Origin of the sequence: Pseudomonas sp. PA-6-3C (assembly GCF_021605825.1) — a bacterium.
In the GTDB taxonomy this organism is placed as follows: Bacteria; Pseudomonadota; Gammaproteobacteria; order Pseudomonadales; family Pseudomonadaceae; genus Aquipseudomonas; species Aquipseudomonas edaphica.
This window is the reverse complement of the sequence record NZ_WKDV01000036.1, coordinates 1-21,690: the sequence shown is the minus strand read 5'-3', so window position 1 is coordinate 21,690 and position 21,690 is coordinate 1. Positions and strand designations below refer to the sequence as shown.

Below are 21,690 nucleotides of genomic sequence, written 5' to 3'. Positions count from 1 at the left end.
CCGTCATGAAGACTACCAACCGACGTTCCCGTCTTACCCTGCTCAGCCTCTTGAGTGCCTCAATCTGGCTGACGGGCTGTTCGACCCCCGCGCGGGTGCCGCTTCCTGACAACAATACGCTCAAGGCCGGCCATCAAGCGGCGCTGACCCTGGCCGACCTGCCACCGCCGCAGGTGCTGATCCAGACCGGCGACTCGCTGCGGATCGTGCGCGATGCCCAGGAGCCGGCGGCGGCCGATGACATGACCGTATTCGTCGTGCGCCCCGACGGCGTGATCTCGGTGCCCAATATTGGCCGGGTCAAGGCCGCCTTGCGCACGCCCGAAGACCTGGGCAAGGAAATCACCGAGAAGTACAAGCGCATCTACCGCGAACCGGCGGTGACGGTGAACATCGCCAGCGCGCCGAGCAACAAGGTGTTTATCGGCGGAGCGGTGTCCAACCCGGCGTTTTTCGACTTGGCCGGCAACGTCAGCGTCGAGCAGGCGCTGCTCAGTTCCGGTGGTGTATTGCCCTCGGCGGATGCCTCCAACGTGGCCTTGTTGCGCACCGGGCCAGATGGCAAGTACAGGACATACTTCATCAGCCTGGAGAGCATGTTGACCAACCCCAATCACCCGCGGGTGGCGTTGCAGCGCGGCGATTTGATCTTCGTGCCGCAGTCGGGCATCGGCGCGACGGTGGAGGCCGTGGATATGTACTTCACCAAGCTGTTTCCGATCAACAAGGGGATTGGCATTGGCTTGAATTACGACCTGAACAAGAGCGACGTGAAAAACAGCGGCAACACCATCTACAACAACCCAACCATCAACACAGGCCAAGGATTATGAAGCGGGCGTCGTATCACTCGAACCAAGCGTTCCCGTTTTTCGTAAACCCCATATGCAATGGAGTGATCCTGTGATCGAAATCCGCTCTCTTCGCGACCTGCTGCGGCTGTTTTTCATCTACCGCCGCGAATTCAAACTGGCAGTGATCACCACGATCGTCGTCGCGGTGCTGGGTGCCTTCCTGCTGCCGGCTCGCTACGAGTCCGACGCGCGCTTGCTGGTCAAGCCGGGGCGGGACAACACCACCTTGCCGATCGAAGCCGCCAACCGCCAGACGCTGATTGCCCCGAGCACCCAGCACGACCCGATTGTCGACGAAGAAAAAATGCTCACGGGCCGGCCCATCGTGCATATCGTTGCCGAGCGCTATATGGCGATGACCTCCGAGCCGCCGCAGGGCTTCTGGAAGGTCACCAAGTTCTACGTCAAGAAGGGCGTTGGCGAAGTCGTCAACGGCGTGCGCAGCGTGCTGCAGTTCGTAGGCCTTGCCGAGAAACAAAGCCCGCTGGAGCGCCTGGCGACCTCGCTGGAGAAGAACTTCAAAGCCGCTCACGAGCCAGGCTCTTCGGTGATCGAGATTTCCTTCACCTGGGACGACCCGGCGGTGGCGCAAAAAGTCGTCGAAGAATGGGTCAACGCCTACCTTGAGGAACGTGCGCGGATTCTCGGGCGCAAGAGCCTGCATACCTTCTATGAAACCGAACGCGCCAAGGTGGCGGAAAATATCCAGAGCCTGAAGGACCAACTGCAAGTCCGTTTGAAGCAGATCGATTCGATCAGTGTCGATGCGCGCCTGAAGAACCTCACCAGCCAGATCGACCGTGTCACCGACGCCAAGGTCAGCGCACAAAACCAGATCTCGGGCATTCGCAGCCTCCTGGCCAACGCCAGCCAGCAGATCAAGAGCCAGCCGGCAGACGTGGTGACGATGCGCGAAACCAGCCTCAACCCCACCCAACTGGACCTCAAGCGCCAGCTCAATGCGCTGCAAGTGGAACGCGCACGCCTGTTGCGCACCTACCTGCCGGGCACGCCGCAGGTCAATCAGATCGAGCAGAATATTCGCGACATCGAAGCCCTCAGCGCTCAGGAAGCCACGCGCCTGGAACGCTCGCAAAACACCGCGCCCAACAGCCTGGTGATCAACATCAAGCAGCAAGTGATCGACGCCCAATTACAAGAGCGCAAACTGGCCGGCGAAATCGAGAACTACGACAAAACCCTTGCCGAGCTGCGCGATCAGCGTGACAAGGCGATGACCGATGAGCCGGAACTCAACAAGCTGAGCCAACAACTGCGCGCCGCCGAAAAAAGCTACGCGTTGTACTCGGACAACCTTGAACAGGCGCGAATCGATCATGAACTGGACAACAGCCAGATCAGCAACATCGCCCTGATCGAACACGCCACCCTGAACCCGTCACGTGTGTTTCCCAAAAGCCTGCTGATTCTGTTGTTCGCCATTCCCGCCGGCGTGGCCGTGGGCTTCTTGACCATTTATGTGCTGTACCTGCTGGACCAACGCATCCACGATGGCACACGCTTGCAGGAGATGTTCCAGGTGCCGTTGTGGAGCAGCATCCCCGACGTGCAAGACGCCACGCCGGCCGCCGTCACCGCCAGCCTCTATCGCTTGTACAGCCTGCTGCCCCTGGAGCGCATCGCCAGTGAAGGCTTTGCCCTGGGCCTGACCTCGGCGCGGCATGGCGAGGGTGTGACGTTTATCATCGAGCAGCTCAAGCGCCTGCTGGAAGAACGTGGCCATCGCGTCTCGGTCGACGGGGCGAACGCGCCCACGGCGGGTGAAGTGCTGTTGCTGGATGCCTCGGCCTTGTCATCCAACCCGCAGGCCTTCCTGACGCTGCGCCGTGCCGACCAGATCGTGCTGGTGATCGAAGCCCGCACCAGTACCGTACCGACCATCGAAAACGCGGTGTCGCTGCTGACCACCGCGTTCGGCAAAGTCGACGGCATGATCCTCAACCGCCGCCGCTTCGAAGTACCGGCCAAGGTCCTGGCGCGGATCAACAGCTGGCGCGGTGCGGCCTGATGCGTATTGCATTGCTGGCACCTCTGCCGCCGGAGCAGACCGGGATCGCCGATTACGCCGCGCATTTGCGCAACGCGTTGATCGAACTGGGCCTTGAAGTGGTGACCCCCCTCGCGGGTTGCCAGGACCTGGCTGAACAGTTGCGGCGCTTGCAAGCCTTTGACTGGCACGGTGTGGATCTGGTCCATGCCGAACTGGGAGGTGGGCGCTTCGGTGAGTTCCAGGCGCTTGACTACCTGCGTCGGGCACAACCACAACTGCCGTTGACCGCTACGGTGCATGACCCGGAGCGCTTGATCTGGCGCCGGGCCAAGCTGTTTTTCCCCTTGACCCTGCTCGAACGCCTGCCCCACCCGTTGCCCCAGGCGGCGGCACTGCTGGCCGACCCGCTGACCTTGCACGAAGAACGACGCCTGGCCAAAGGGATGCGCCGGCTGATCACCCTCACCCACCTGGGAGGCGACTGCCTGCGCCAACGCATGGGCCTGCGTCCGCAGCAAGTGGCGGTGATTGCTCACGGCAACCTACCCATCGCGGCCCAGGACTTGCCGCCACTTGCGCCGTTGCGTCTGTTGTATTTCGGCTTTATCTATCGCGGCAAGGGCATTGAGGACCTGCTCCAGGCCCTGGCCCAGTCACTGGCCACCCACCCGCAATGCCGAGGCCAGGTGCGCCTGACCCTGGCCGGCGGCACCGCCCCGGAAATGACCTTTGACCCGGCCGGCAACTACCTCGACGGCCTGCGCCAACAGATCATCGCGCTGCACCTGGAGGATGTGGTGGACTGGCAGTTGGACCTGCCATCAGCGCAGATCGCCGCTACGATCCAGGCGCACCATGTGATGGTGCTGCCCTACCGCGAATCGAAAAAACTCGGTTTCCTGGGACAGATGCGTGGCACCAGTGGCGCGCTGTCATGGGCCAATGCCTGCGGGCGCGGGGTGATCACCTCCAATGCGCGTGCCTTTGCTGAAGAGGTGGCCGGCGGCAATGGCATCACCTATCAGCAGGGCGATATCGATTCCTTGAGCAACGCCTTGAACCGCTTGATCCTCGACCCGCAGCAGGCCCGGCAATGGGCTACCCGGGCAGCGGAAATCGGCCACCAACGCCAGTGGGCCACCACGGCCCGACGTTTTGCCGAACTATTTCGAGATGCTTGTGAGGAGCCGTTGCGATGAATATTTCATCTGTTCGCCCGATGTGGCGCTATCTGCCGCTGGTGCTGGCAATCGCCGTGGGTGGCGCCCTGCTGTCGAGTGAAAAAGTCGATGCGCAGCCGGTGAACCTGGCCCCGGAGCGCAGTGTGGTATGGAAGGACTTCCTCGGCGTGAACGCGCACTTTCTGTGGTTCACGCCCGAGCAGTACCGCCAGCAGATCACGCAATACAAGAAACTTGGATTGCAATGGGTGCGGGTCGACCTGCACTGGGATCGCCTGGAGCCCACAGAAGACGGTTATCAACTCAGCACCTTCGATGAACTGGACCGCACCCTGAGCGCTGAAAAAATCCGCTCGGTGTTTTACCTGGTCGGTTCGGCGCCCTTTATCACCACCGCCCCCAAGGGCGCGAAGTTCCAGGACCAGTATCGCCCGCGGGACCCCGAAATCTATGCGCTGCGCCTGGCACTCCTGGCCAAGCGCTACCCCAATATTGATGCCTGGCAGGTATGGAACGAGCAGAACCTGCCGAACAACTGGCGCCCCGAAGTCAACGCCAAGGAGTACGGGCAATTGTTATTGGCCAGTCACCAGGCGTTGAATATTGCCGCGCCCGGCAAACTGCAGGTCATGGGCGGCATGGCGTACTACAGCCAAATGCCGCCGCGTGGCAAAACCCTGATGTTCGAAGCGCTCGGCGCGCTGGGCGTGCAAAACCTGGGCATGGTCGCGGCCTATCACCCTTATTCGATGACCCCGGAAACCGATGAACCGGGCAAGAACGAAGTGCTGCTGCGCGGTGATCAACTCAATACCATGCTGCACGGCGCCGGGATCAAGAACGTATGGGCTACCGAGTGGGGCTGGTCCAGCTATGCCGGCCCCAAAGAGATGCAGGACCTGATCGGTATCGACGGGCAGGCCGACTACACCTTGCGCCGTCTGGCGTTGATGGCGTCCCAGGACTATCAGAAGATTTTCCTGTTCGCGCTGTCCGACCTCGACCAACGCGCCTCGCCACGCGACCAGCATTACGGCCTGCTGAACCTGGACGGCGAACCCAAGCCGGTGTACACCGCCCTCGCCCGCTTCCTTGAGATCACCGGTCCCTCTCTTAAACCCGGCACCACGCCACAACTCAAGGACGTGCCGGACAGTTTCTACAGCGTGGCCTGGACACGGCCTGACGGAAAACACCTGTTGATGTACTGGAGTGCCGAAGGCAGCAGCATCAGCCTGCCGGATATTAAACGCGCAGAACTGCTGGACCCGCTGACCGGAGCCCGGCAAACCCTGAGCGACGACAACGGTATTCGCCCAGTGGTGAAGCCGAGTTTGCAGATACTGGTGTGGTAGCCCCGGGCATGGAGAGCTGTACATGAGAATCCTATGGATTGTGCCCTACCTGCCGTGGCCGACCACCAGCGGCGGCAAGACCCGGCAGTATCATTTGCTGCGCACCTTGAGTGAGCGCGGGCATCGCATCACGCTGCTGGCGCAATCGAAGACACCGGCCGATGACGCGGCGCACGCAGCCCTTGAACCCTTGCTCGAGCGCCTGATCGTGGTGCCGCGCCGGCCACTGAAACACCCGATGACCCTGCTCGCGGGCGTATTCGCACCGTGGCCGTTGCTGACCACGGTCAATGGCCTGTCGGCACCGTTGCAAGCCCAATTTGCGCAACTGTTGAACGAGCGCTGGGACGTGATTCAAGTGGAACACAGCTACAGCCTGCAACCGTTTCTGCGCACCTTGCAGCAGCGCAAGCGCGAGTTTGTGCTGACCGAGCACAACCTGGAATCAAGCCTGGGCGGCGCCACTTATGACCGTTTCCCCAAGTGGGCCGCGCCGTTCGTGCAGTACGACCAATGGCGCTGCCGACAATGGGAGCGCAAGGCCTTCGATGCCGCCGCCCATGTGATTGCGGTGACCGAGGCGGACGCCCAGGCCATGCGGCCGTTGACTGCAACGCCGGTAAGCGTGGTGGTCAATGGCGTCGACAGCCGTGCCTTCGCCCAGGTCAGTGCCGATGCGCAGAGCCAGCGTTTGTTGTTTGTCGGCAATTACGAATACGCACCGAACCTGGACGCTGTGCAGTGGTTGCTTGAGGAGATATTCCCCCGGGTCTGGCTGCAGTGTCCGAACGCGCGCCTGGCGGTGGCCGGTTACGGCTTGCCCGAACACTGGCGCGACCGTTGGCCGGATGAACGTGTCGAGTGGCTGGGGTTTGTTCCTGATCTGTGCGCTCTGCAACGGCGCTGCGCCGGTTTTGTCGCCGCGTTGCGCCATGGCGGCGGCTCCAAGCTCAAGGTGTTGGAGGCAATGGCCGCCGGCTTGCCGCTGGTCAGCACGGCCCAGGGTGTTTCCGGGTTGGCGGTGCAACCACAGGCGCATTATCTGGCGGGCGAAAGCGCCGAGGCTCTGGCCGACGCCATCGTGCGCCTGCTCGATCAGCCGCTGCTGGCCCGGCAACTGGCCGATGCGGCACGCGAGTATGCGCGGCAGTACCACGACTGGGCGGTGGCCGGTGACGAACTGGAGCACATCTACAACACCTTGATCGACTCTAAGGAATTTCAGCCATGCGCGTAGCCCTGGACTATCGCCCCGCCACGGTTGCGCCCTCGTCGGGCATCGCCCGCCAGGTCCTGGCGCTGGAAGATGCCCTGCGCGCGCGGGACAACACTGAGGTGCTGCTGTTCACTGAGGCGCCCCTGGACCACCCGCAACGCCAGACCGCCATATGCCCACCGTGGGCCAGCCCGCTGGATGGCCTGCAACGGCCGCAGGTACGCTTGCGGTTTGAGCGAAAATTTTTGCCCAGATCCTTGCATGAGCAACAGATCGACCTGCACATCGCCACGGCCAATATGGGCTTGCCGCTGTGCCGCAAACCCGCCGGCACCCGTTATGTCCTGGTGCTGCATGACCTGTTTCAGCTGACTCAGCGTAACTTCCATCGCTCCAGGCTCAAGGCCCTGGCCTATCGCTTGATCGACGGTGCCTCGATTGCCTGGTCGGTGTGGCAGGCTGACCGGGTGTGGTGCCCTTCGCAGTTTTCCTGCAACGAAGCCGCCCGCGTATTCCCCTGGGCCCGGGCCAAGTTCCGGGTGTTGAGCAACCTGGTGCCCGAATTGAATGCAGCGCCAGAACCGCTGCCAGACAAACTGCCGGCGCGTTACTGGTTGGTGGTGGGCACACGGGAGCCGCGCAAGAACATGGCATTTTTCCTGCGCCAATGGCAGGCCTGCCGTACGGCGAACCCTGAGGTGCCGGACCTGGTACTGGTGGGCCACGCCAGCGATGTACCGTCCGCCCTTGGCGAACTGCCGGGCCTGCACTGGTGCAGCGGTTTATCCGACGGCCAACTGCAAGCCCTTTACCGTCATACCGACTGCCTATGGCAGCCGTCTTATGCCGAGGGCTTTGGCCTGCCGGTGGTGGAAGCCTTGAGTGTGGGCACGCCGGTGGCGGTGGCACGCGGTTCCGCACTGGATGAAGTCGCGCCGCCCGGCGCCCCGCGCTTCGACCCACGCGTTGCCAGGCAATTGCAGAACGTCATGCAGCAAATGGCAACCGCAGGCAACACGGCAGACGCCGAAACGCAGCGCGCCTGGGCCCGGCAATTTGCCGAACCGGCCTATCGCTCGCGCCTGGATACTTTGCTCAAGGAATTGGACCGCTAATGCTGCCAGGAAAATTCATCAGCCTGCTCCTGGGCCTGGTCTTCGGCATTTTGCTGTTGGCCCTGTCGCCGATCAAGACCTTGCTGGTCGTGGCCGGCGCGGGTGTGGCCTTGACCCTGATCCGCTTTCCCCTGTGGGGCTTGCTGATTTTCGCGGTGTTGGCCACCAGCATTCCCTACACCACGTTGGAACTGGGGATCCGCACCACCATCAGCGAAGCGGTGTTGGGGCTGACCTGGGTCGGGGTGTTCTGGCAATCGTTTATCGGCAAGACCCGCGGCTTGATCCTGTGGCGTCCGACCGAGCGCGCGCTGATGTGGCTGATGCTGTTCAGCACTATTCCGTTTATCTGGGGCATGGTCATCATCCATGCCGAAGGCAACGGGCCGGTGAACTGGGTACGCTGGCTGATGAACCTGTCGTTGCTGTTTATCGTGCCGTTGCTGCTGCGCACCGACGCCGACCGCGACAAGGTGGTGGTCGCCCTGCTGCTGGGCAACCTGGCGATGCTGTTGCTGTCGATTTTCATGTTTCTGAAGACGCGCAACGCCATGTCGATGATCGAGGTGCTCACCGACCTCAAGTACGCCCACCCGGAAGCGGTGAAGGATATTTTTTCCGCCAACTACACGCGCATGGCCTCGCCCTGGGTGCACCCGAACCTGACGGGTGGCGTGCTGGTGCTGTTTATCCCCCTGGCGCTGTTCTACGGCTGGACCCGCAGCGGCTGGCGCCGGGCGCTGGGCCTGGCGGTGGCGGTGCTGGGGTGCGCCGGCCTGCTGCTGAGTATTTCCCGTGGCGCCATCGTGGCCCTGGCGCTGGTGCTGATCTGGCTGACCTATAAGCGCGTGCCTAACAGCGGGCGCATCATCGGTATCGGCGTGGCGTTTGGGGTTGCGCTGGTGATGTTCTATCCGCCGTTGCAGGAGCGCTTGCTGACCATCTTCTCGTCCACCAATGCCAGTACCGAAATCCGCTTCGACGAGTACGCAAGATTCCCCGAGGCCATGTCGACATATCCCCTGGGGATCGGCTTCAAGATAGACCCACCCGTACCCGGCACCAACCTGCTGGGCATCTCTAACCTGTGGCTGAACTTCATCTACAAGGTCGGCATTCCTGGGATGCTGTTGTTTATCACCGTCACTGTGTTGTGGTGGCGGGAAGTGCGGCCCCTGGGCCAGGTGCGCAAGGTCACCGCCGACAACGCCCTGTGGCTGGGGTGTATCTGCGGCGTGATGGCAGCGCTGTTGACGGGGATTTTCGACCACTATTTCAGCTTCACCTTTGTACTGATCGCGCTGTTCTGGCTGTTGATGGGCATGAGCCTGCAACAGGTGCGTCTGCGCCCCTCCATTACCGCCCCTGTTGCTGCTATTGCGCCAAAGGATAACCAACCATGAAGCACCGGATGATTCACTCCACCGATTTGCGCGACCGCCTCCCCACACTGGCCGCTGAAATAGGCGTGAGCCTGCCGGACCTGGAAGAGGCGCTGGACTGGTGCCTGGCCAACGACGTGGTGTTTGAAGAGGGCGAAGGCGACAACAAGCGCTTCTGGATAAACTCCATCGACCTGGAACCCGCCCTTGAGCACCCGGTGGCCCGCCTTTTGTTCCGTCGTATGAAACAGGACCTGCCGGGCAAGCTACTTCCGCGCTATGGCAAAAACTGGGCAACTATCAAGGATCGCTGGCGCAACGCCTGGGACATGGCCTACAACATTTTGATCAACAAGATCCCCAGCCACCATGTGCGCATTGCCTGGCTGCGCCTGGGCGGCGCGAAGATCGGCAAGGGCACAAGCTTGTGGCGTAACACCGAAGTGTTGGGCATCCACAACTTGAGAGTCGGTGACGATACGGTGATCGCCTGGCATTGCCAGGTGGACGCCCGCGCCGGGCTGGTGATCGGCAACCACGTGGCGATCGCCTCCCACGTGCTGATCATCGCCGGCAGTCATGACTTGCAGGCTCCGGAGTTCTGGTCGATTTCCGGGCCGATCTACATCGACGACTATGTGTGGATCGGCAGCCGGGCGTTGATCGGCTACGGCACGCACCTGGGGCATGGCTCGGTGATCAGCGCCAATACCGTGGTGGCCAAGGCTGTGGCCCCCTACAAAATCATTGGCGGTTCCGGGGCCAAAATCATGGGCGAACGCTGCCATGATCTGAACTATAAGGTGGGTGGCAAGGGCCTGTTCACCCTGTTCCACTGATGTTCGGCAGCACGCTCTGGCTGACCGTCGCGACCCTCGCCGGGCTGGTCGCCGGTTTTGCCCGCGAATGGCTGCTGGTGGCGGCCTGGGGCGCGGGCAGTCGCAGCGACGGGTTTCTGGTGGCGGTGTTTTTGCCCGAAGCGTTGCGCATGACCCTGGCCGCCGGCTTGCTTGCGGCGGCTGCCCTGCCCCTTTATCAACAACGCGACCCACAACGCCAGCAAGCCTGGCTGGCCAGTCTTTCCCCACGCCTGCTGGGCGTGGGCCTGGCCCTGTTTGCCGTACTGGCGCTGGGCGCGCCGCTGTGGGTGCGCCTGATCGGCCCCGGCCTGGACGCCGAGGCCCATGCCGAAGCCGCCGCTAACTTGCGTTGGCTTGCGGCCTGTGCGCCGGGCCTGGTGATGCATGGGTTGTTCAGTATTCCCTTGCAGGCACGCCAACGTTTTGTGCTGCCGGGCCTGGGCTCTTTACTGTTCAATCTGCCACCGGTGCTGTACCTGTTTATCCGTGGCAGCGCAAGCGACAGCGGCGAACTGGCCATGAGCTTTTTTGCCGGCAGTGTGTTGATGTGCCTGCCGCTGCTGGCGCCGGTCTGGTCTTTCGGCTGGCGGCCATGGCAAGTCACTGGCGACAAGCTGGCGGGCCGCGAACTGTTGGGGCGCATCGGGCCATTGTTGGCCAGCAATGTCGCCAGCCAGGGACTGGCGCTGCTCGAACGCTTGATCGCCAGTTATCTGGGAGAAGGTGCCGTCACGTGGGTCAACCTTGCCCGCAAGTTGATCAACCTGCCATTGATCGCCCTGATGAGCCTCAACCAGGTGCTGCTGGGCATGATGAGCGGCGAACAAGGCCAACAGCGCCTGGCCCTGCTGCGTCGCGGCCTGGATGCTGCGACCCTGCTCAGCCTGCCGGCCGCCCTCGGACTGATCGGCGCCAGCCCGGTGCTGATTCATCTGCTGATGCCCACCCAAAGCGCCGACGGCCCACTGCCGGCGCTGCTGGCCTGGTTCGCGACGCCACTGGTGTTCGGCGCCTGGAACGCCATGCTCGCCCGCTATGCCTATGCCAGCGGCGACACGCGCCTGCCCTTGCGCTGCGAATTGCTGGGCAGCGGGGTCAACGCTTTGCTGTTGGTGCTGCTGCCGTACTTTCTGGGTTTACCGGGTATCGCCTTGGCGGCATTGGGCGGGGTTATCGTCACCAACCTGCTGCTGATGCAACGCCAGCAATTGCTTGGCCAACTGGGCTGGCCGCTGCAATGGGGGCTGAGTGCGGTATTACTGGGTTTTGCAGCCGTCATCTTGCATCCACTGCAAAACGATGGCTGGCAACTGGGCTTGAGTACCGTGACGGCAGCCCTGGTATTGGGAGGGTTGGCTGGGTGGTTCAAGCCGTGGAAACAGTGAACTGGAACCACCACCGCAACGGCCTGCGCAGGAGCTGGTAAGCCAGCTCCTGCACGGACTCAGTCATCCAGCTGTTGAGGCGCAGCCGGCTTGGCTGCCTTACCCGCTTTGGTAGCGTTCTTGCCAGGCGCAGGCGCAGGTTCTGGCACAACCGGAGCAGCTGCTTCTTTCTCGGCCATCGGCATCTGGTCGATGGTGCTGAAGAACACCTTCAGGTCGAGGGGATCCGGCGGTACGGTCTTCTCCAGTTTCTTCTCGCCATCCTTGCCGATCAGGATCACCTTTGTACCGCTGCCGGCGCCGAGCTTGAGGGCACGGATCAGCGCGTTGGTTTCAGGTGGCGTGAGCTTCTTGTTGTCCTTGGGGTCCTTGGCGAATTTTTCGCCTTCAGCACCGATGCTGCCGAACTTCACGGTGTAGAACACCATGCTGCGCTCTTCAAAGGACTGCTTGGTAGCAGGCTCATCCAATTGTTTCTTGAGGGTCGCCAAAGTGTCGTTGCCGGAATCGAGCTCCACCACCACCAGCGGCCGAGCCTTGCCCAAGTCCTGCTTGAGCGGGTTGATATCATCAGCGGCCAACAGCGGCCCCGTAAAAGCCATCAAGGTAGCCAGGGTCAGCGACCGGATGAGCATGCGCACCTCCTTTGAATTCCATGCAGGGTTCTTGAGTTTCATGTCTGCGACAGTCAATTTCAAGGATGATTCCTACACCTCGTTAAGAAGCGTAGGTCAGTAAGCCTGCCACGCAAGGGCTCGAATGGGGTTATCAGTCATTGTTTCTTCAGATTGCGGAACCATTACGAGGCGTTCTATTGCGGCCAATGCCGCGCAAATACCGGCGCCACCACCGGGTCTGCATCCACTCGCGCCAGCGTTTGGGCAAAGCCTGGCGCGAGGTTGTTCAACACCTCCCGCGCCGCGTCCCAACGCGACACCGCGGCCGCCATAATGCCCAGCGCGTTCGGCACATTGCCGGGGCCGAACAGCTGGTCGGCAAACTGCTCGGCAAACACCACCCAGGCCTGGTGCAGGTAACGGCGCGTGCCGCTGATCAATTGCGCCTGTGCGGCGTCATCCACATTACCGAGCCAGCGTTGCGGGTAGTCGATGATGCCGACCGCCGAATAGCAATTGGCGGCGATGTATACCAGCCCGCGCAGGATCTGCGCACGGTTGCCGGCGAGCAGCTCGGAGGCGGGAAACTCCAGGCCCAGGTGGATCAGGATCGCGGCGCTTTCGGTCAGCACCTGGCCCTCGGGCGTCACCAACGTGGGAATTTGTTTGAGTGGGTTGATGCGGGCCAGGGCGTCGCTGCCTTCGCCGTCTTCCCAAGAGCTGGCGTCGATGCGCCGCCATGCCACCGCGCAACGCTGCAGGGCGATTTCGATCATGCAGGAGCCGGATTCGTCGATGCCGTAGAGCGTGTACATGGGGGTTGTCTCCTTATCGCTGCAGTTTGGCCTGCAAGCTGGCCTTCACCTGCAGCCATTCCGAATCGATGATGCTGAACCGCACCGAATTGCGCTTGCGCCCATCGGGCATGATGCGCTCGTGGCGCACAATGCCCTCTTGCACGGCGCCAAGGCGCAGGATCGCGGCACGGGATTTTTCGTTGAGTTCATCGGTAGTGAACTGCACCCGCACACAGTCGAGCACTTCAAAAGCGTAGGTCAGCAGCAAGAGCTTGGCTTCGGTGTTGATGCCGGTTTTTTGCGTGGACTCGGCCAGCCAGGTGTGACCGATTTCCAGCTTGCGATTGGCCCGATCGACCTTCCAGAACCGCGTGCTGCCCACCACCTGGCCAGTGCCTGCGCGCACCAGGGTGAAGGGGATCACGCTGCCCGCGTCGCGGCCGGCCAAGGCCGTGTCGATGTAGGTGTCGATGGTGTCCGGACCTGGCACGTTGGTGACCTTGAGGTTCCACAATTGGCCGTCGGCGGCCGCTTCAAGCAAGGCGGTTTTGTGTTCGCGTTGCAGGGGCTGGAGTTCGACCGTGCTGCCGGTCAACGTGATCTGAGTCATGGAAGCTGCGCCGTCTGAGAGTGGTCGTCAGCGGCCAAGAGTGCAGGCTCGCCCCACGTACAGGCAAGCGTTTTAAAACAAGCCCATTTGCCCGCCGACCAGCGTGCCGAAATCATCATTTACGAACGGCAGGATCGCATCGGCCACCGGCTGCAATTGCCGGGTGACGTAGTGGTCGTAGTCGATCGGCGCCTGGCGTACTTCCAGCGGCTGCGGGCCGTTGACCGTGATCACATAGCTGATCCAGCCGCCGCGCTGATACTGGCGCGGGCGCCCCAGACGGTCGTTATATTCATCCGCCAGGCGTGCGGCGCGCACATGCGGCGGCACGTTGCGCTCGTAATCGTCGAGTGGGCGGCGCAGGCGTTTGCGGTAGATCAGCAAGTCGTCGAGTTCGCCGCTCAAGGTACGCCGCACATAGTCGCGAACGTAGTCTTGATACGGCTGGCGATGGAAGATGCGCTGATAGAGTTCCTGCTGGAATTGCCGGGCCAGCGGCGACCAGTCGCTGCGCACGGTTTCCAGGCCTTTGTAGACCATTTCTTCGCTGCCGTCGGCGCGTACAACCAAGCCGGCGTAGCGCTTTTTGCTGCCCTCCTCAGCGCCGCGGATGGTCGGCATGAGGAAGCGGCTGAAGTGGGTTTCGTATTGCAGTTCCAGGGCGCTTTGCAGGCCGAATTCGTTGTGCAGATGCGCGCGCCACCACTCGTTGACGTGCTGCACCAGTTCCCGACCGATGCGGCTGGCGTCCTCCGCAGCATGCGCGCTGCCGAGCCAGACGAAGGTGGAGTCGGTGTCGCCGTAGATCACGTCATAACCCTTGGCTTCGACCAGCTCGCGGGTCTGGCGCATGATCTGGTGCCCACGCATCGTGATCGAGGACGCCAGCCGCGTGTCGAAGAAGCGGCAACCGCTGGAGCCAAGCACGCCGTAAAACGCGTTCATGATGATTTTAAGGGCTTGGGACAACGGCGCGTTGTGTTCACGCTTGGCCACTTCGCGGCCTTCGGAAACCCGCGCGACAATCGAGGGCAGGCAATGCCGGGTGCGGGAAAAACGCGCACCGCGAAAGCCCTCTACCGATTCGCTGTCCTCGGGATGTTTGAGGCCTTCGATCAGGCCCACCGGGTCGATGAGAAAACTGCGGATGATCGACGGATAAAGGCTTTTGTAGTCCAGCACCAGCACCGATTCATAGAGGCCGGGACGCGAGTCCATCACGAACCCGCCGGGGCTGGCCTGGGGCGGTTTGTCGCCCAGGTTTGGCGCGACGAAGCCCTGGCGGTGCATCAGCGGCATATACAGGTGCGTAAACGCCGCCACGGAGCCGCCATTACGGTCGGCCGGCAGCCCGGTGACGCTGGCGCGTTCGAGCAGGAACTTGAGCAGTTCGGTCTTGGCGAAAATCCGCGTGACCAGCTCGCAGTCCTTGAGGTTGTAGCGCGCCAATGCGGGCTTGTCCTCGGCGAACATGCGGTTGATTTCGTCCATGCGCTGGTACGGCGTGGAGATGTCCTTGCCTTCGCCGAGCAGGGTTTGCGCGACGTTTTCCAGGCTGAAGGATTCGAAACTCCAGGTGGCCGAACGCAAGGCTTCGATGCCATCGATGATCAGCCGCCCGGCGGCAGCGGCGAAGTAGTGGTTGCGGCTGCCATGTTCACGCCAGGCCATCGCCTCGCCGCCACGCCCGAGCAACAGCGGCACGTTGAGGCGCTGGGCATGTTCGTGGAGCACGCGCAGGTCGAACTGCACCAGGTTCCAGCCGATGATGGCATCGGGGTCGTGGGTAGCCAGCCATTGGTTGAGGCACTCGAGCAGTTGGGCGCGGGTATCGCAGTAGTCGAGTTTGAAGTCCACCGCATCGGCTTTGTTTGGCGGGCCGAGCATGTACACCTGGCGCTCGCCGCAGCCTTCCAGGGCAATGGAATACAGGTCGCCTTGGGCGGTGGTCTCGATGTCCAGGGACACCAGTTTGAGCGGCGGGCGGTAGTCCGGCGCGGGTTTCATCTGCGCCTCAAGCAAGGTGCCGCTGGCATCCGGTGTGCCGCCAAACCACACGGGCGCGGTGATGAAGCGTTCCATCATGTAACGCTCGGGCGGGCGCACGTCGGCTTCGTAGACGTCGACACCGGCGGCGCGCAGGCGCTTTTCCAGGTCCATCAACTGGCGGTGCTGGCGGGTGTAGAGACCAAGGACAGGGCGATGATGGAAGTCGCACAATTGCAACGGGCGCAGTTCAATCTCGCGCTCGCCCTTGAGTAGCCAGTCGAGCGGCTTGCGATGGGCTTGCGGAATAAACATCACCGAGGTTTGCACGGGTAGGCGCACGCACCGTGGGCCTTGGTCGGTGGCCAGCCAGAAACTCACCTCCGTGCCCGCCGCCGTGTCGCGCCAATGCCGGGTCAGGACAAAACCCTGCTGTAAATCCACCGTACCGCACCTCAGGAATCGCTTTCAGGGCGTGATTCTACTCGGCATCCGGGCAAACGCGATGGGCGATGGCATTTACCTTTGCGTTTGTACTCAGCGCACGGTCTATCACCCTTGCCCAGGCGCCCGAAGAAGCGTGCGCCGCACGCACCTTTGCCGCCGCTGGTCGGCAGCTCGCGCCTGCGCGGACGACGATTTCACAAACTGGTTGCGAAACATTAATGACAATTACTATCATTCGCACCGGAGTCGTATCCGCGCAGTGAGGAAGCGCAACGTTGTTGCCCTTTTCCTCACATTGACGGTTCGCCGTCCGGATCGACCATGCCCACCTGCAACCAAATTTCTGTGCCGTTTCGCCCTGCCCTGCTTGCCCTTTGCTGCTCACTGAGCCTTGCCGCTCACGCGGCAGCCCCAGAAACTAACAACCGTCCAGACGGCAACACACTGGAATTGGGTGCAACCAACATCAGCGCCGACGCACCTGCACCGAATGCATTGCCGCCGGTTTACGCTGGCGGCCAGGTCGCGCGCGGCGGTCAGCTAGGCGTGCTGGGCAACCAGGACATCATGGACGCGCCGTTCAGCATGTCCTCCTACACCGAGAAGTTGATCCGCGAGCAGCATGCGCAAACCGTCGGCGATGTGTTGCTCAATGACTCGTCCGTGCGCCAGGCATCGGGCTATGCGAACCAGGCTCAAGCCTTTGTGATTCGTGGCCTGCCGCTCAACGGCGACGATATTTCGTTCAACGGTTTGTACGGCATCCTGCCGCGCCAGATCATGTCCACCGACGCCCTGGAACGGGTTGAAGTGTTCAAAGGCCCCAACGCGTTTATCAACGGCGTCACACCCAGCGGCTCCGGCATCGGCGGCGGCGTTAACCTGCAACCCAAGCGCGCTGATGATGTGCCTTTGCGCCGTTTGAGCACCGACATCAGCAGTGACGGCCGGGTGGGTGAACACCTGGACATCGGCCAGCGCTTCGGCGAAGACAACCGTTTTGGCGCGCGGGTGAATATTTCCCAGCGCGAAGGCGACACCGCCATCGACGACGAAAGCCAGCGTTCGAAGCTGTTTTCGGTCGGCCTGGACTATCGCGGCGATGCCCTGCGGGTGTCAGGCGACTTTGTTTATCAGAAGCAGCAGGTCAATGGCGGACGCAACACGGTGTTGCTTGGCAGCGGGCTGACCCATATCCCGAATGCGCCGTCGGCCGACACCAACTACGCGCCGAACTGGGGCACCACCAGCCTGGAAGACACCTTCGGCATGTTGCGCGGCGAGTATGACCTCAACGATAACTGGACCGCCTACATCGCCGGGGGCGCCAAGCACACCAACGAGCTGGGCCGCTATTCGTCGGTGACCCTGAGGGACACACTAGGCAATGCCACAGTCAGCGGCTCGAACATTGCGCATCAGGAAGACAACACCAGCCTGATGGCCGGCCTGAACGGCAAGTTCAAGACCGGTGCTGTCAGCCACAAATTGAACCTCGGCTTGACCGGCATCTGGACCCAGACCCGCAACGCCTTTGACTTTGCCTCCGGCAGCCAGCCGACCAATATTTACAGCCCGGCCGATGTGACCGCTCCAGCCAAAGGCGGCTTCACCTCCGGCAGCGACCTGAACGACCCCGGCATCACCGCCAAGACCTTCGCCCGCAGCGCGGCGGTGTCGGACACCTTCGGCTTTATGGATGACCGTTTGCTGTTCACCGCCGGCCTGCGCCGCCAGGAGCTGGTGGTTCAGGGCTACGCCTACGGCACCGGCACACGCACCGCCAACTACGCCAAGGGCATCACCACGCCGGTGTATGGCCTGGTGTTCAAGCCATGGGAGCATGTGTCTCTCTACGCCAACCACATCGAAGGCCTGGCGTCAGGGCCGACGGCTCCCTCCACCTTCAGCAGCGCCATCGTAACCAACGCCAACCAGACCTTTGCACCCGCGCGTTCGAAACAGACCGAGGCTGGCGTCAAGCTCGACATGGGCACCTACGGCGCAACGCTGGGTGTGTACCGAATCGAACAGCCGACCCAGGGTTTTTCCCAACTGAATGCGGACGGCACCGCGACCTTTGTCTTCGAAGGCGAGCAAGTCAACAAAGGTGTAGAGCTGAACGTCTTCGGCGAACCTGTCAGCGGCTTGCGCCTGCTGGGCGGCGCGACCATCATCCACACCGAAGTCAACGGCACGGCAAACGGCGCCAACGACGGCAACCGCGCCATTGGCGTGCCGTCCTTCCAACTTAATGCCGGCGTGGATTGGGATGTGCCGGGTCTGCAAGGCGTGAGCGTCAACGGCCGTATGCTGCGTACCGGCGGCCAGTACGCCGATGCGGCGAACAACCTCAGCCTGCCGGCATGGAATCGCTTCGATGTGGGCGCCCGCTACAACTTCAAGGTGGCCCAGCGTGATGTGAGCCTGGGTGCCACGGTGGAGAACGTGGCGAATACCAAATACTGGGAATCGGCGCTGGGCGGTTATCTGACCCAAGGTGATCCGCGGGTCGCCAAGTTCTCGGCGACGGTGGATTTCTAAACGCGTTGTAACCACATGAGTCAGCGGATTTGCGCATCGCTGGCTCAGGCGCGGTGGGCCTGGTTCAGATAATTTTCGATGTTACCCATTTGCTCGTCCCAGCCTCGGGAATTCATCCTGAAGGCTTTTTGGCGACGGGGTTCGGGCACTGCGTCAAAACCGGATTCGACCACCCGCAGCAGGATGCCCGGCGCGCGGTCTTCGAGGGTGAACTCTACCAGGGTCGGAGTTTCGTGGTCGTAGTCGACGCCCTTCTCGACAGCGTAAGGGTGCCATCTGAATGAGAACAGGGTTTGGGGCAGGATGCGCACGATTTCCGCCTTCCACACCACATGTTCATAGCCTGGGTAGGTGATCGGCGCCTCGATGTTTTTTCCAGCGGTAAAGGTTTTACCCTTGAGGGCGATGCCAAACCACTCGCCAAATTGCTCGGCTTTGGTGAGCGCTTCCCAGATCTGCTTGCGCGGTACGTTGAGCAGGACTTTTCGTTCGATGCGATCTAACACGTGCATAAGTCACCTCCTCCATTGAAAGTAGGCGACAACAAACAATGCGCAACCTCAGGTTGTAAGCAATGATGATTGTCCCCGTCCTTAATCAGGCAATACGTGTATGACTGACCCGCTGAATGGAAGTTGCTTCTGCAAAGCCGTGCGCTATCAAATCGACAGCTTGGACATGCCCATCAGCCACTGCCATTGCGACAGTTGCCGCAAGGTGCACGCAGCCGCATTCGTGGCCACCGCCGGAGTGATGCGCGAGCACTTTCGCTGGATGCAGGGTGAGGCGCTGCTGTCGTCGTTTGAATCTTCACCGGGCAAGCTCAGGCATTTCTGTTCGCGCTGCGGGTCACACCTGATGGCTGAGCGTGGGCATCAGCCCCATGTGATTGTGCGGGTGGCGACACTGGATGATGACCCTGGCGTGCGGCCCACCTCGCACATCTGGACGGCCCATGATGTGCCCTGGCTTGCTTACGCAGGCGTAGAGCACTGGGATGAGTGGAAGGTTTGACTAGACGTGCGGGTCACCGGGCGCCTTGGCCGGCGTCGCATATTGCGGCTTGAGATGGCCTTCCTGGTCAAGCAGCCAGGCGTCCATGATCTGCCGCACCACCGGGCCCGCCACGCGGCCACCGGCCTCGCCGTTTTCGATCATCACCGAGATCACGATTTTCGGATGTTCGGCCGGCGCAAAACCGACGAACAAGGCGTTGTCGCGATGCCGTTCCAGCGTCTTGTTGCGGTCATAGCGCTCACCCTGCTTGATCGCCACCACCTGCGCAGTACCACTCTTGCCAGCGATCCGGTACTGAGCACCGGCCGCTGCTGCACGGGCGATACCGCGAGGGTCATGCATCACCAGCTGCATGCCGTGGTTGACCTGCTCCCAATCACGCGGATCCTTGAGCACTACGTTAGGCATTGGGTTCTCGTCCACCGGCGGCACGCCATTGATGGTCTTGGCCAAGTGCGGACGGTTCCACACACCTTTGTTGGCGATCAACGCGGTGGCCTGGGCCAACTGCAATGGCGTGACCTGCATATAGCCCTGGCCAATGCCGAGGATCACGGTTTCGCCCGGGAACCAGGGCTGGCGACGGGTTGCACGCTTCCAGGCCTGGGAAGGCATCAGGCCAGCTGATTCTTCGAACATGTCGAGAGAGACTTTCTGACCGAGGCCGAACTCGGCCAGGTAGTCGTGCAGGCGATCAATACCCAGCTTGTGGGCCAAGTCGTAAAAGTAGGTGTCGTTGGAGCGCATGATCGCCGCATCCATGTCCACCCAGCCGTCACCGCTGTGGTTCCAGTTGCGGTATTTGTGGTCAAAATCGGGCAGTTGGTAATAACCGGGGTCGAACACTCGGGTTTGCGCGGTCACCACACCACTGTCGAGACCGGCGATGGCCACTTCCGGCTTGATGGTCGAGCCAGGCGCGTAAAGCCCGCGTAGCACGCGGTTAAACAGCGGTCGGTCGATGGAGTCGTGCAGCGCGGCATATTCCTTGAAACTGATGCCGGTGACGAACAGATTCGGGTCAAAGCTCGGCTTACTCACCATGGCCAGCACTTCGCCGGTCTGCGGGTCGAGGGCCACCACCGAACCACGGCGATCGCCCAAGGCCTCTTCCGCGGCTTCCTGGAGCTTGACGTCGAGGCTCAGCACGATGTTTTTGCCGGGGATCGGGTCGGTATGCTTGAGCACGCGCAACACGCGGCCCTGGGCATTGGTCTCGACCTCTTCATAGCCGACATGGCCGTGCAGCTCGGACTCGTAGAAACGCTCGATACCGGTCTTGCCGATGGACTGGGTACCGCGGTATTCCACCGAGTCGAGGGCCTTGGATTCTTTCTCGTTGATTCGGCCAACGTAGCCAATCGAGTGGGCAAAATGCGCGCCCAACGGGTAATGCCGCACGAACTGAGGTTCAACATCGACGCCCGGCAAGCGGAACTCGTTAACGGCCAGCAAGGCAATCTGCTCTTCGGTCAATTCGTAGAACAGCGTTACCGGCACAAAAGGATGGCGGGCTTGTTTCAATGCCTTGTCGAATACTGCTCGGTCTTCCGCGGGTAAGTGCAACAGGCTGACGATAGCGTCCAGCTCGCCCTTGAGGTCGGTGGTGCGCTCGCGAGTGATGGTCAGGTTGTAGCTGGGACGGTTGTCGGCCAGCACCACGCCGTTGCGGTCATAAATCAGCCCGCGCGTCGGCGTGATCGGCAGTACGTGGACCCGGTTGTTCTCGGAAATCGTCGAGTGATAGTCGTACTGCACCACCTGCAGGAAATACATGCGCCCGACCAGGGCGCAGGTAATACCAATCACCAAGAGTGCGCAGGCGAGCAAGCGCTTGTTGACCAGGCGGTTTTCTTTTTCGTGATCCTTGATCGGTATCGGTTCAGGCATTTCTACAGCATCTCGTTGAAGAAGTTCGACGCCGCGTCCTGCGGTTGAAAGATCAATCCTTGTGAAAATGTGCTGCACCATACCAAAAATGCAGAAACACTTTGCATCGATTTCCCCAACGGCATGCTGTTTTGTCAGACACGGACCGATTTGGGCTGCAAAAGGCCTTAATCACGCAAGTGCGATCAATCACATGACCTTCCAGCTTTGTGCAGGGCGCGTGTGAGAATGGCGATCGGGATGATGCCGATTGAGCTGATCAAGGCGTAGAGGTTTTGAAGTTGGCGCTTTTCGAGCGCCCAAAACAAAACCCCTGATTGCGTTAGCAATCAGGGGTTTCGGAATTTAATCTTGACGATGACCTACTCTCACATGGGGAAACCCCACACTACCATCGGCGATGCATCGTTTCACTACTGAGTT

The 21,690-nt window shown here is 61.5% G+C and carries 17 protein-coding genes; 11 read left to right on the top strand and 6 right to left on the bottom strand.

What is annotated here, in order from left to right; all coding sequences use genetic code 11:
- Positions 1 to 5: 5 nt before the first annotated feature.
- The 9 genes from GIW48_RS21710 to GIW48_RS21670 all read left to right on the top strand — a co-directional run bounded on the left by GIW48_RS21710 (position 6) and on the right by GIW48_RS21670 (position 11,359).
- Positions 6 to 833 carry a polysaccharide biosynthesis/export family protein gene (locus GIW48_RS21710; RefSeq protein WP_236461238.1) on the top strand — a complete coding sequence of 276 codons (828 nt, stop codon included), beginning with the start codon at positions 6 to 8 and terminating at the stop codon, positions 831 to 833.
- Between the two features lie 70 nt (positions 834 to 903).
- Positions 904 to 2,883, top strand: coding sequence for a GumC family protein (locus GIW48_RS21705; RefSeq protein ID WP_169987008.1), 1,980 nt, complete (start codon positions 904 to 906; stop codon positions 2,881 to 2,883).
- Positions 2,883 to 4,064, top strand: coding sequence for a glycosyltransferase (locus GIW48_RS21700; RefSeq protein WP_017135336.1), 1,182 nt, complete (start codon positions 2,883 to 2,885; stop codon positions 4,062 to 4,064). The genes GIW48_RS21705 and GIW48_RS21700 overlap by 1 nt, the downstream gene beginning before the upstream one ends.
- Positions 4,061 to 5,401, top strand: coding sequence for a beta-xylosidase (locus tag GIW48_RS21695; RefSeq protein WP_032865434.1), 1,341 nt, complete (start codon positions 4,061 to 4,063; stop codon positions 5,399 to 5,401). The genes GIW48_RS21700 and GIW48_RS21695 overlap by 4 nt, the downstream gene beginning before the upstream one ends.
- Positions 5,402 to 5,423: 22 nt before the next feature.
- Positions 5,424 to 6,638, top strand: a complete 1,215-nt coding sequence (locus GIW48_RS21690) for a glycosyltransferase family 4 protein (protein WP_017135338.1) — start codon at positions 5,424 to 5,426, stop codon at positions 6,636 to 6,638.
- The gene (locus GIW48_RS21685; protein ID WP_236461240.1) at positions 6,629 to 7,732 is read left to right on the top strand and encodes a glycosyltransferase family 4 protein; all 1,104 of its coding nucleotides are present in this window, start codon (positions 6,629 to 6,631) and stop codon (positions 7,730 to 7,732) included. The genes GIW48_RS21690 and GIW48_RS21685 overlap by 10 nt, the downstream gene beginning before the upstream one ends.
- The gene (locus GIW48_RS21680; RefSeq protein WP_017135340.1) at positions 7,732 to 9,135 is read left to right on the top strand and encodes an O-antigen ligase family protein; all 1,404 of its coding nucleotides are present in this window, start codon (positions 7,732 to 7,734) and stop codon (positions 9,133 to 9,135) included. Before GIW48_RS21685 ends, GIW48_RS21680 begins: the two co-directional genes overlap by 1 nt.
- Positions 9,132 to 9,953 carry an acyltransferase gene (locus GIW48_RS21675; RefSeq protein WP_017135341.1) on the top strand — a complete coding sequence of 274 codons (822 nt, stop codon included), beginning with the start codon at positions 9,132 to 9,134 and terminating at the stop codon, positions 9,951 to 9,953. Before GIW48_RS21680 ends, GIW48_RS21675 begins: the two co-directional genes overlap by 4 nt.
- On the top strand, positions 9,953 to 11,359 hold the full coding sequence (locus tag GIW48_RS21670; protein ID WP_017135342.1) for a lipid II flippase MurJ: 1,407 nt from the start codon (positions 9,953 to 9,955) through the stop codon (positions 11,357 to 11,359). Before GIW48_RS21675 ends, GIW48_RS21670 begins: the two co-directional genes overlap by 1 nt.
- 59 nt (positions 11,360 to 11,418) lie before the next feature.
- Here the strand turns inward: GIW48_RS21670 and GIW48_RS21665 are convergent, their stop codons facing one another.
- The 4 genes from GIW48_RS21665 to GIW48_RS21650 all read right to left on the bottom strand — a co-directional run bounded on the left by GIW48_RS21665 (position 11,419) and on the right by GIW48_RS21650 (position 15,813).
- A complete protein-coding gene (locus tag GIW48_RS21665) occupies positions 11,419 to 11,994 on the bottom strand; it encodes a DUF4174 domain-containing protein (RefSeq protein WP_017135343.1) in 576 nt (191 codons plus the stop codon).
- 176 nt (positions 11,995 to 12,170) lie between these two features.
- Positions 12,171 to 12,791, bottom strand: coding sequence for a glutathione S-transferase N-terminal domain-containing protein (locus GIW48_RS21660; protein ID WP_236461242.1), 621 nt, complete (start codon positions 12,789 to 12,791; stop codon positions 12,171 to 12,173).
- Positions 12,792 to 12,804: 13 nt separating this feature from the next.
- Positions 12,805 to 13,383: a GNAT family N-acetyltransferase gene (locus GIW48_RS21655; RefSeq protein ID WP_099550095.1), complete on the bottom strand. Its 579-nt coding sequence runs from the start codon at positions 13,381 to 13,383 to the stop codon at positions 12,805 to 12,807.
- A gap of 72 nt (positions 13,384 to 13,455) precedes the next feature.
- Positions 13,456 to 15,813: a DNA polymerase II gene (locus tag GIW48_RS21650; RefSeq protein WP_177034954.1), complete on the bottom strand. Its 2,358-nt coding sequence runs from the start codon at positions 15,811 to 15,813 to the stop codon at positions 13,456 to 13,458.
- A 324-nt stretch (positions 15,814 to 16,137) separates the two neighbouring features.
- On the opposite strand from GIW48_RS21650, the gene GIW48_RS21645 reads away from it, so the two are divergent.
- Positions 16,138 to 18,360, top strand: coding sequence for a TonB-dependent receptor (locus GIW48_RS21645; protein WP_138449861.1), 2,223 nt, complete (start codon positions 16,138 to 16,140; stop codon positions 18,358 to 18,360).
- Between the two features lie 44 nt (positions 18,361 to 18,404).
- On the opposite strand, the gene GIW48_RS21640 is transcribed toward GIW48_RS21645, so the two are convergent.
- Complete coding sequence (locus GIW48_RS21640; RefSeq protein ID WP_170040655.1) at positions 18,405 to 18,872, bottom strand: SRPBCC family protein; 468 nt, start codon at positions 18,870 to 18,872, stop codon at positions 18,405 to 18,407.
- Between the two features lie 100 nt (positions 18,873 to 18,972).
- Here GIW48_RS21640 and GIW48_RS21635 point away from each other — a divergent pair, with 100 nt between their 5' ends.
- Positions 18,973 to 19,374, top strand: a complete 402-nt coding sequence (locus tag GIW48_RS21635; protein ID WP_017135350.1) for a GFA family protein — start codon at positions 18,973 to 18,975, stop codon at positions 19,372 to 19,374.
- Here GIW48_RS21635 and mrdA read toward each other — a convergent pair whose 3' ends face one another.
- The gene (gene mrdA / locus GIW48_RS21630) at positions 19,375 to 21,267 is read right to left on the bottom strand and encodes a penicillin-binding protein 2 (RefSeq protein ID WP_099550099.1); all 1,893 of its coding nucleotides are present in this window, start codon (positions 21,265 to 21,267) and stop codon (positions 19,375 to 19,377) included. It abuts the gene before it with no gap.
- Positions 21,268 to 21,690 lie beyond the last annotated feature (423 nt).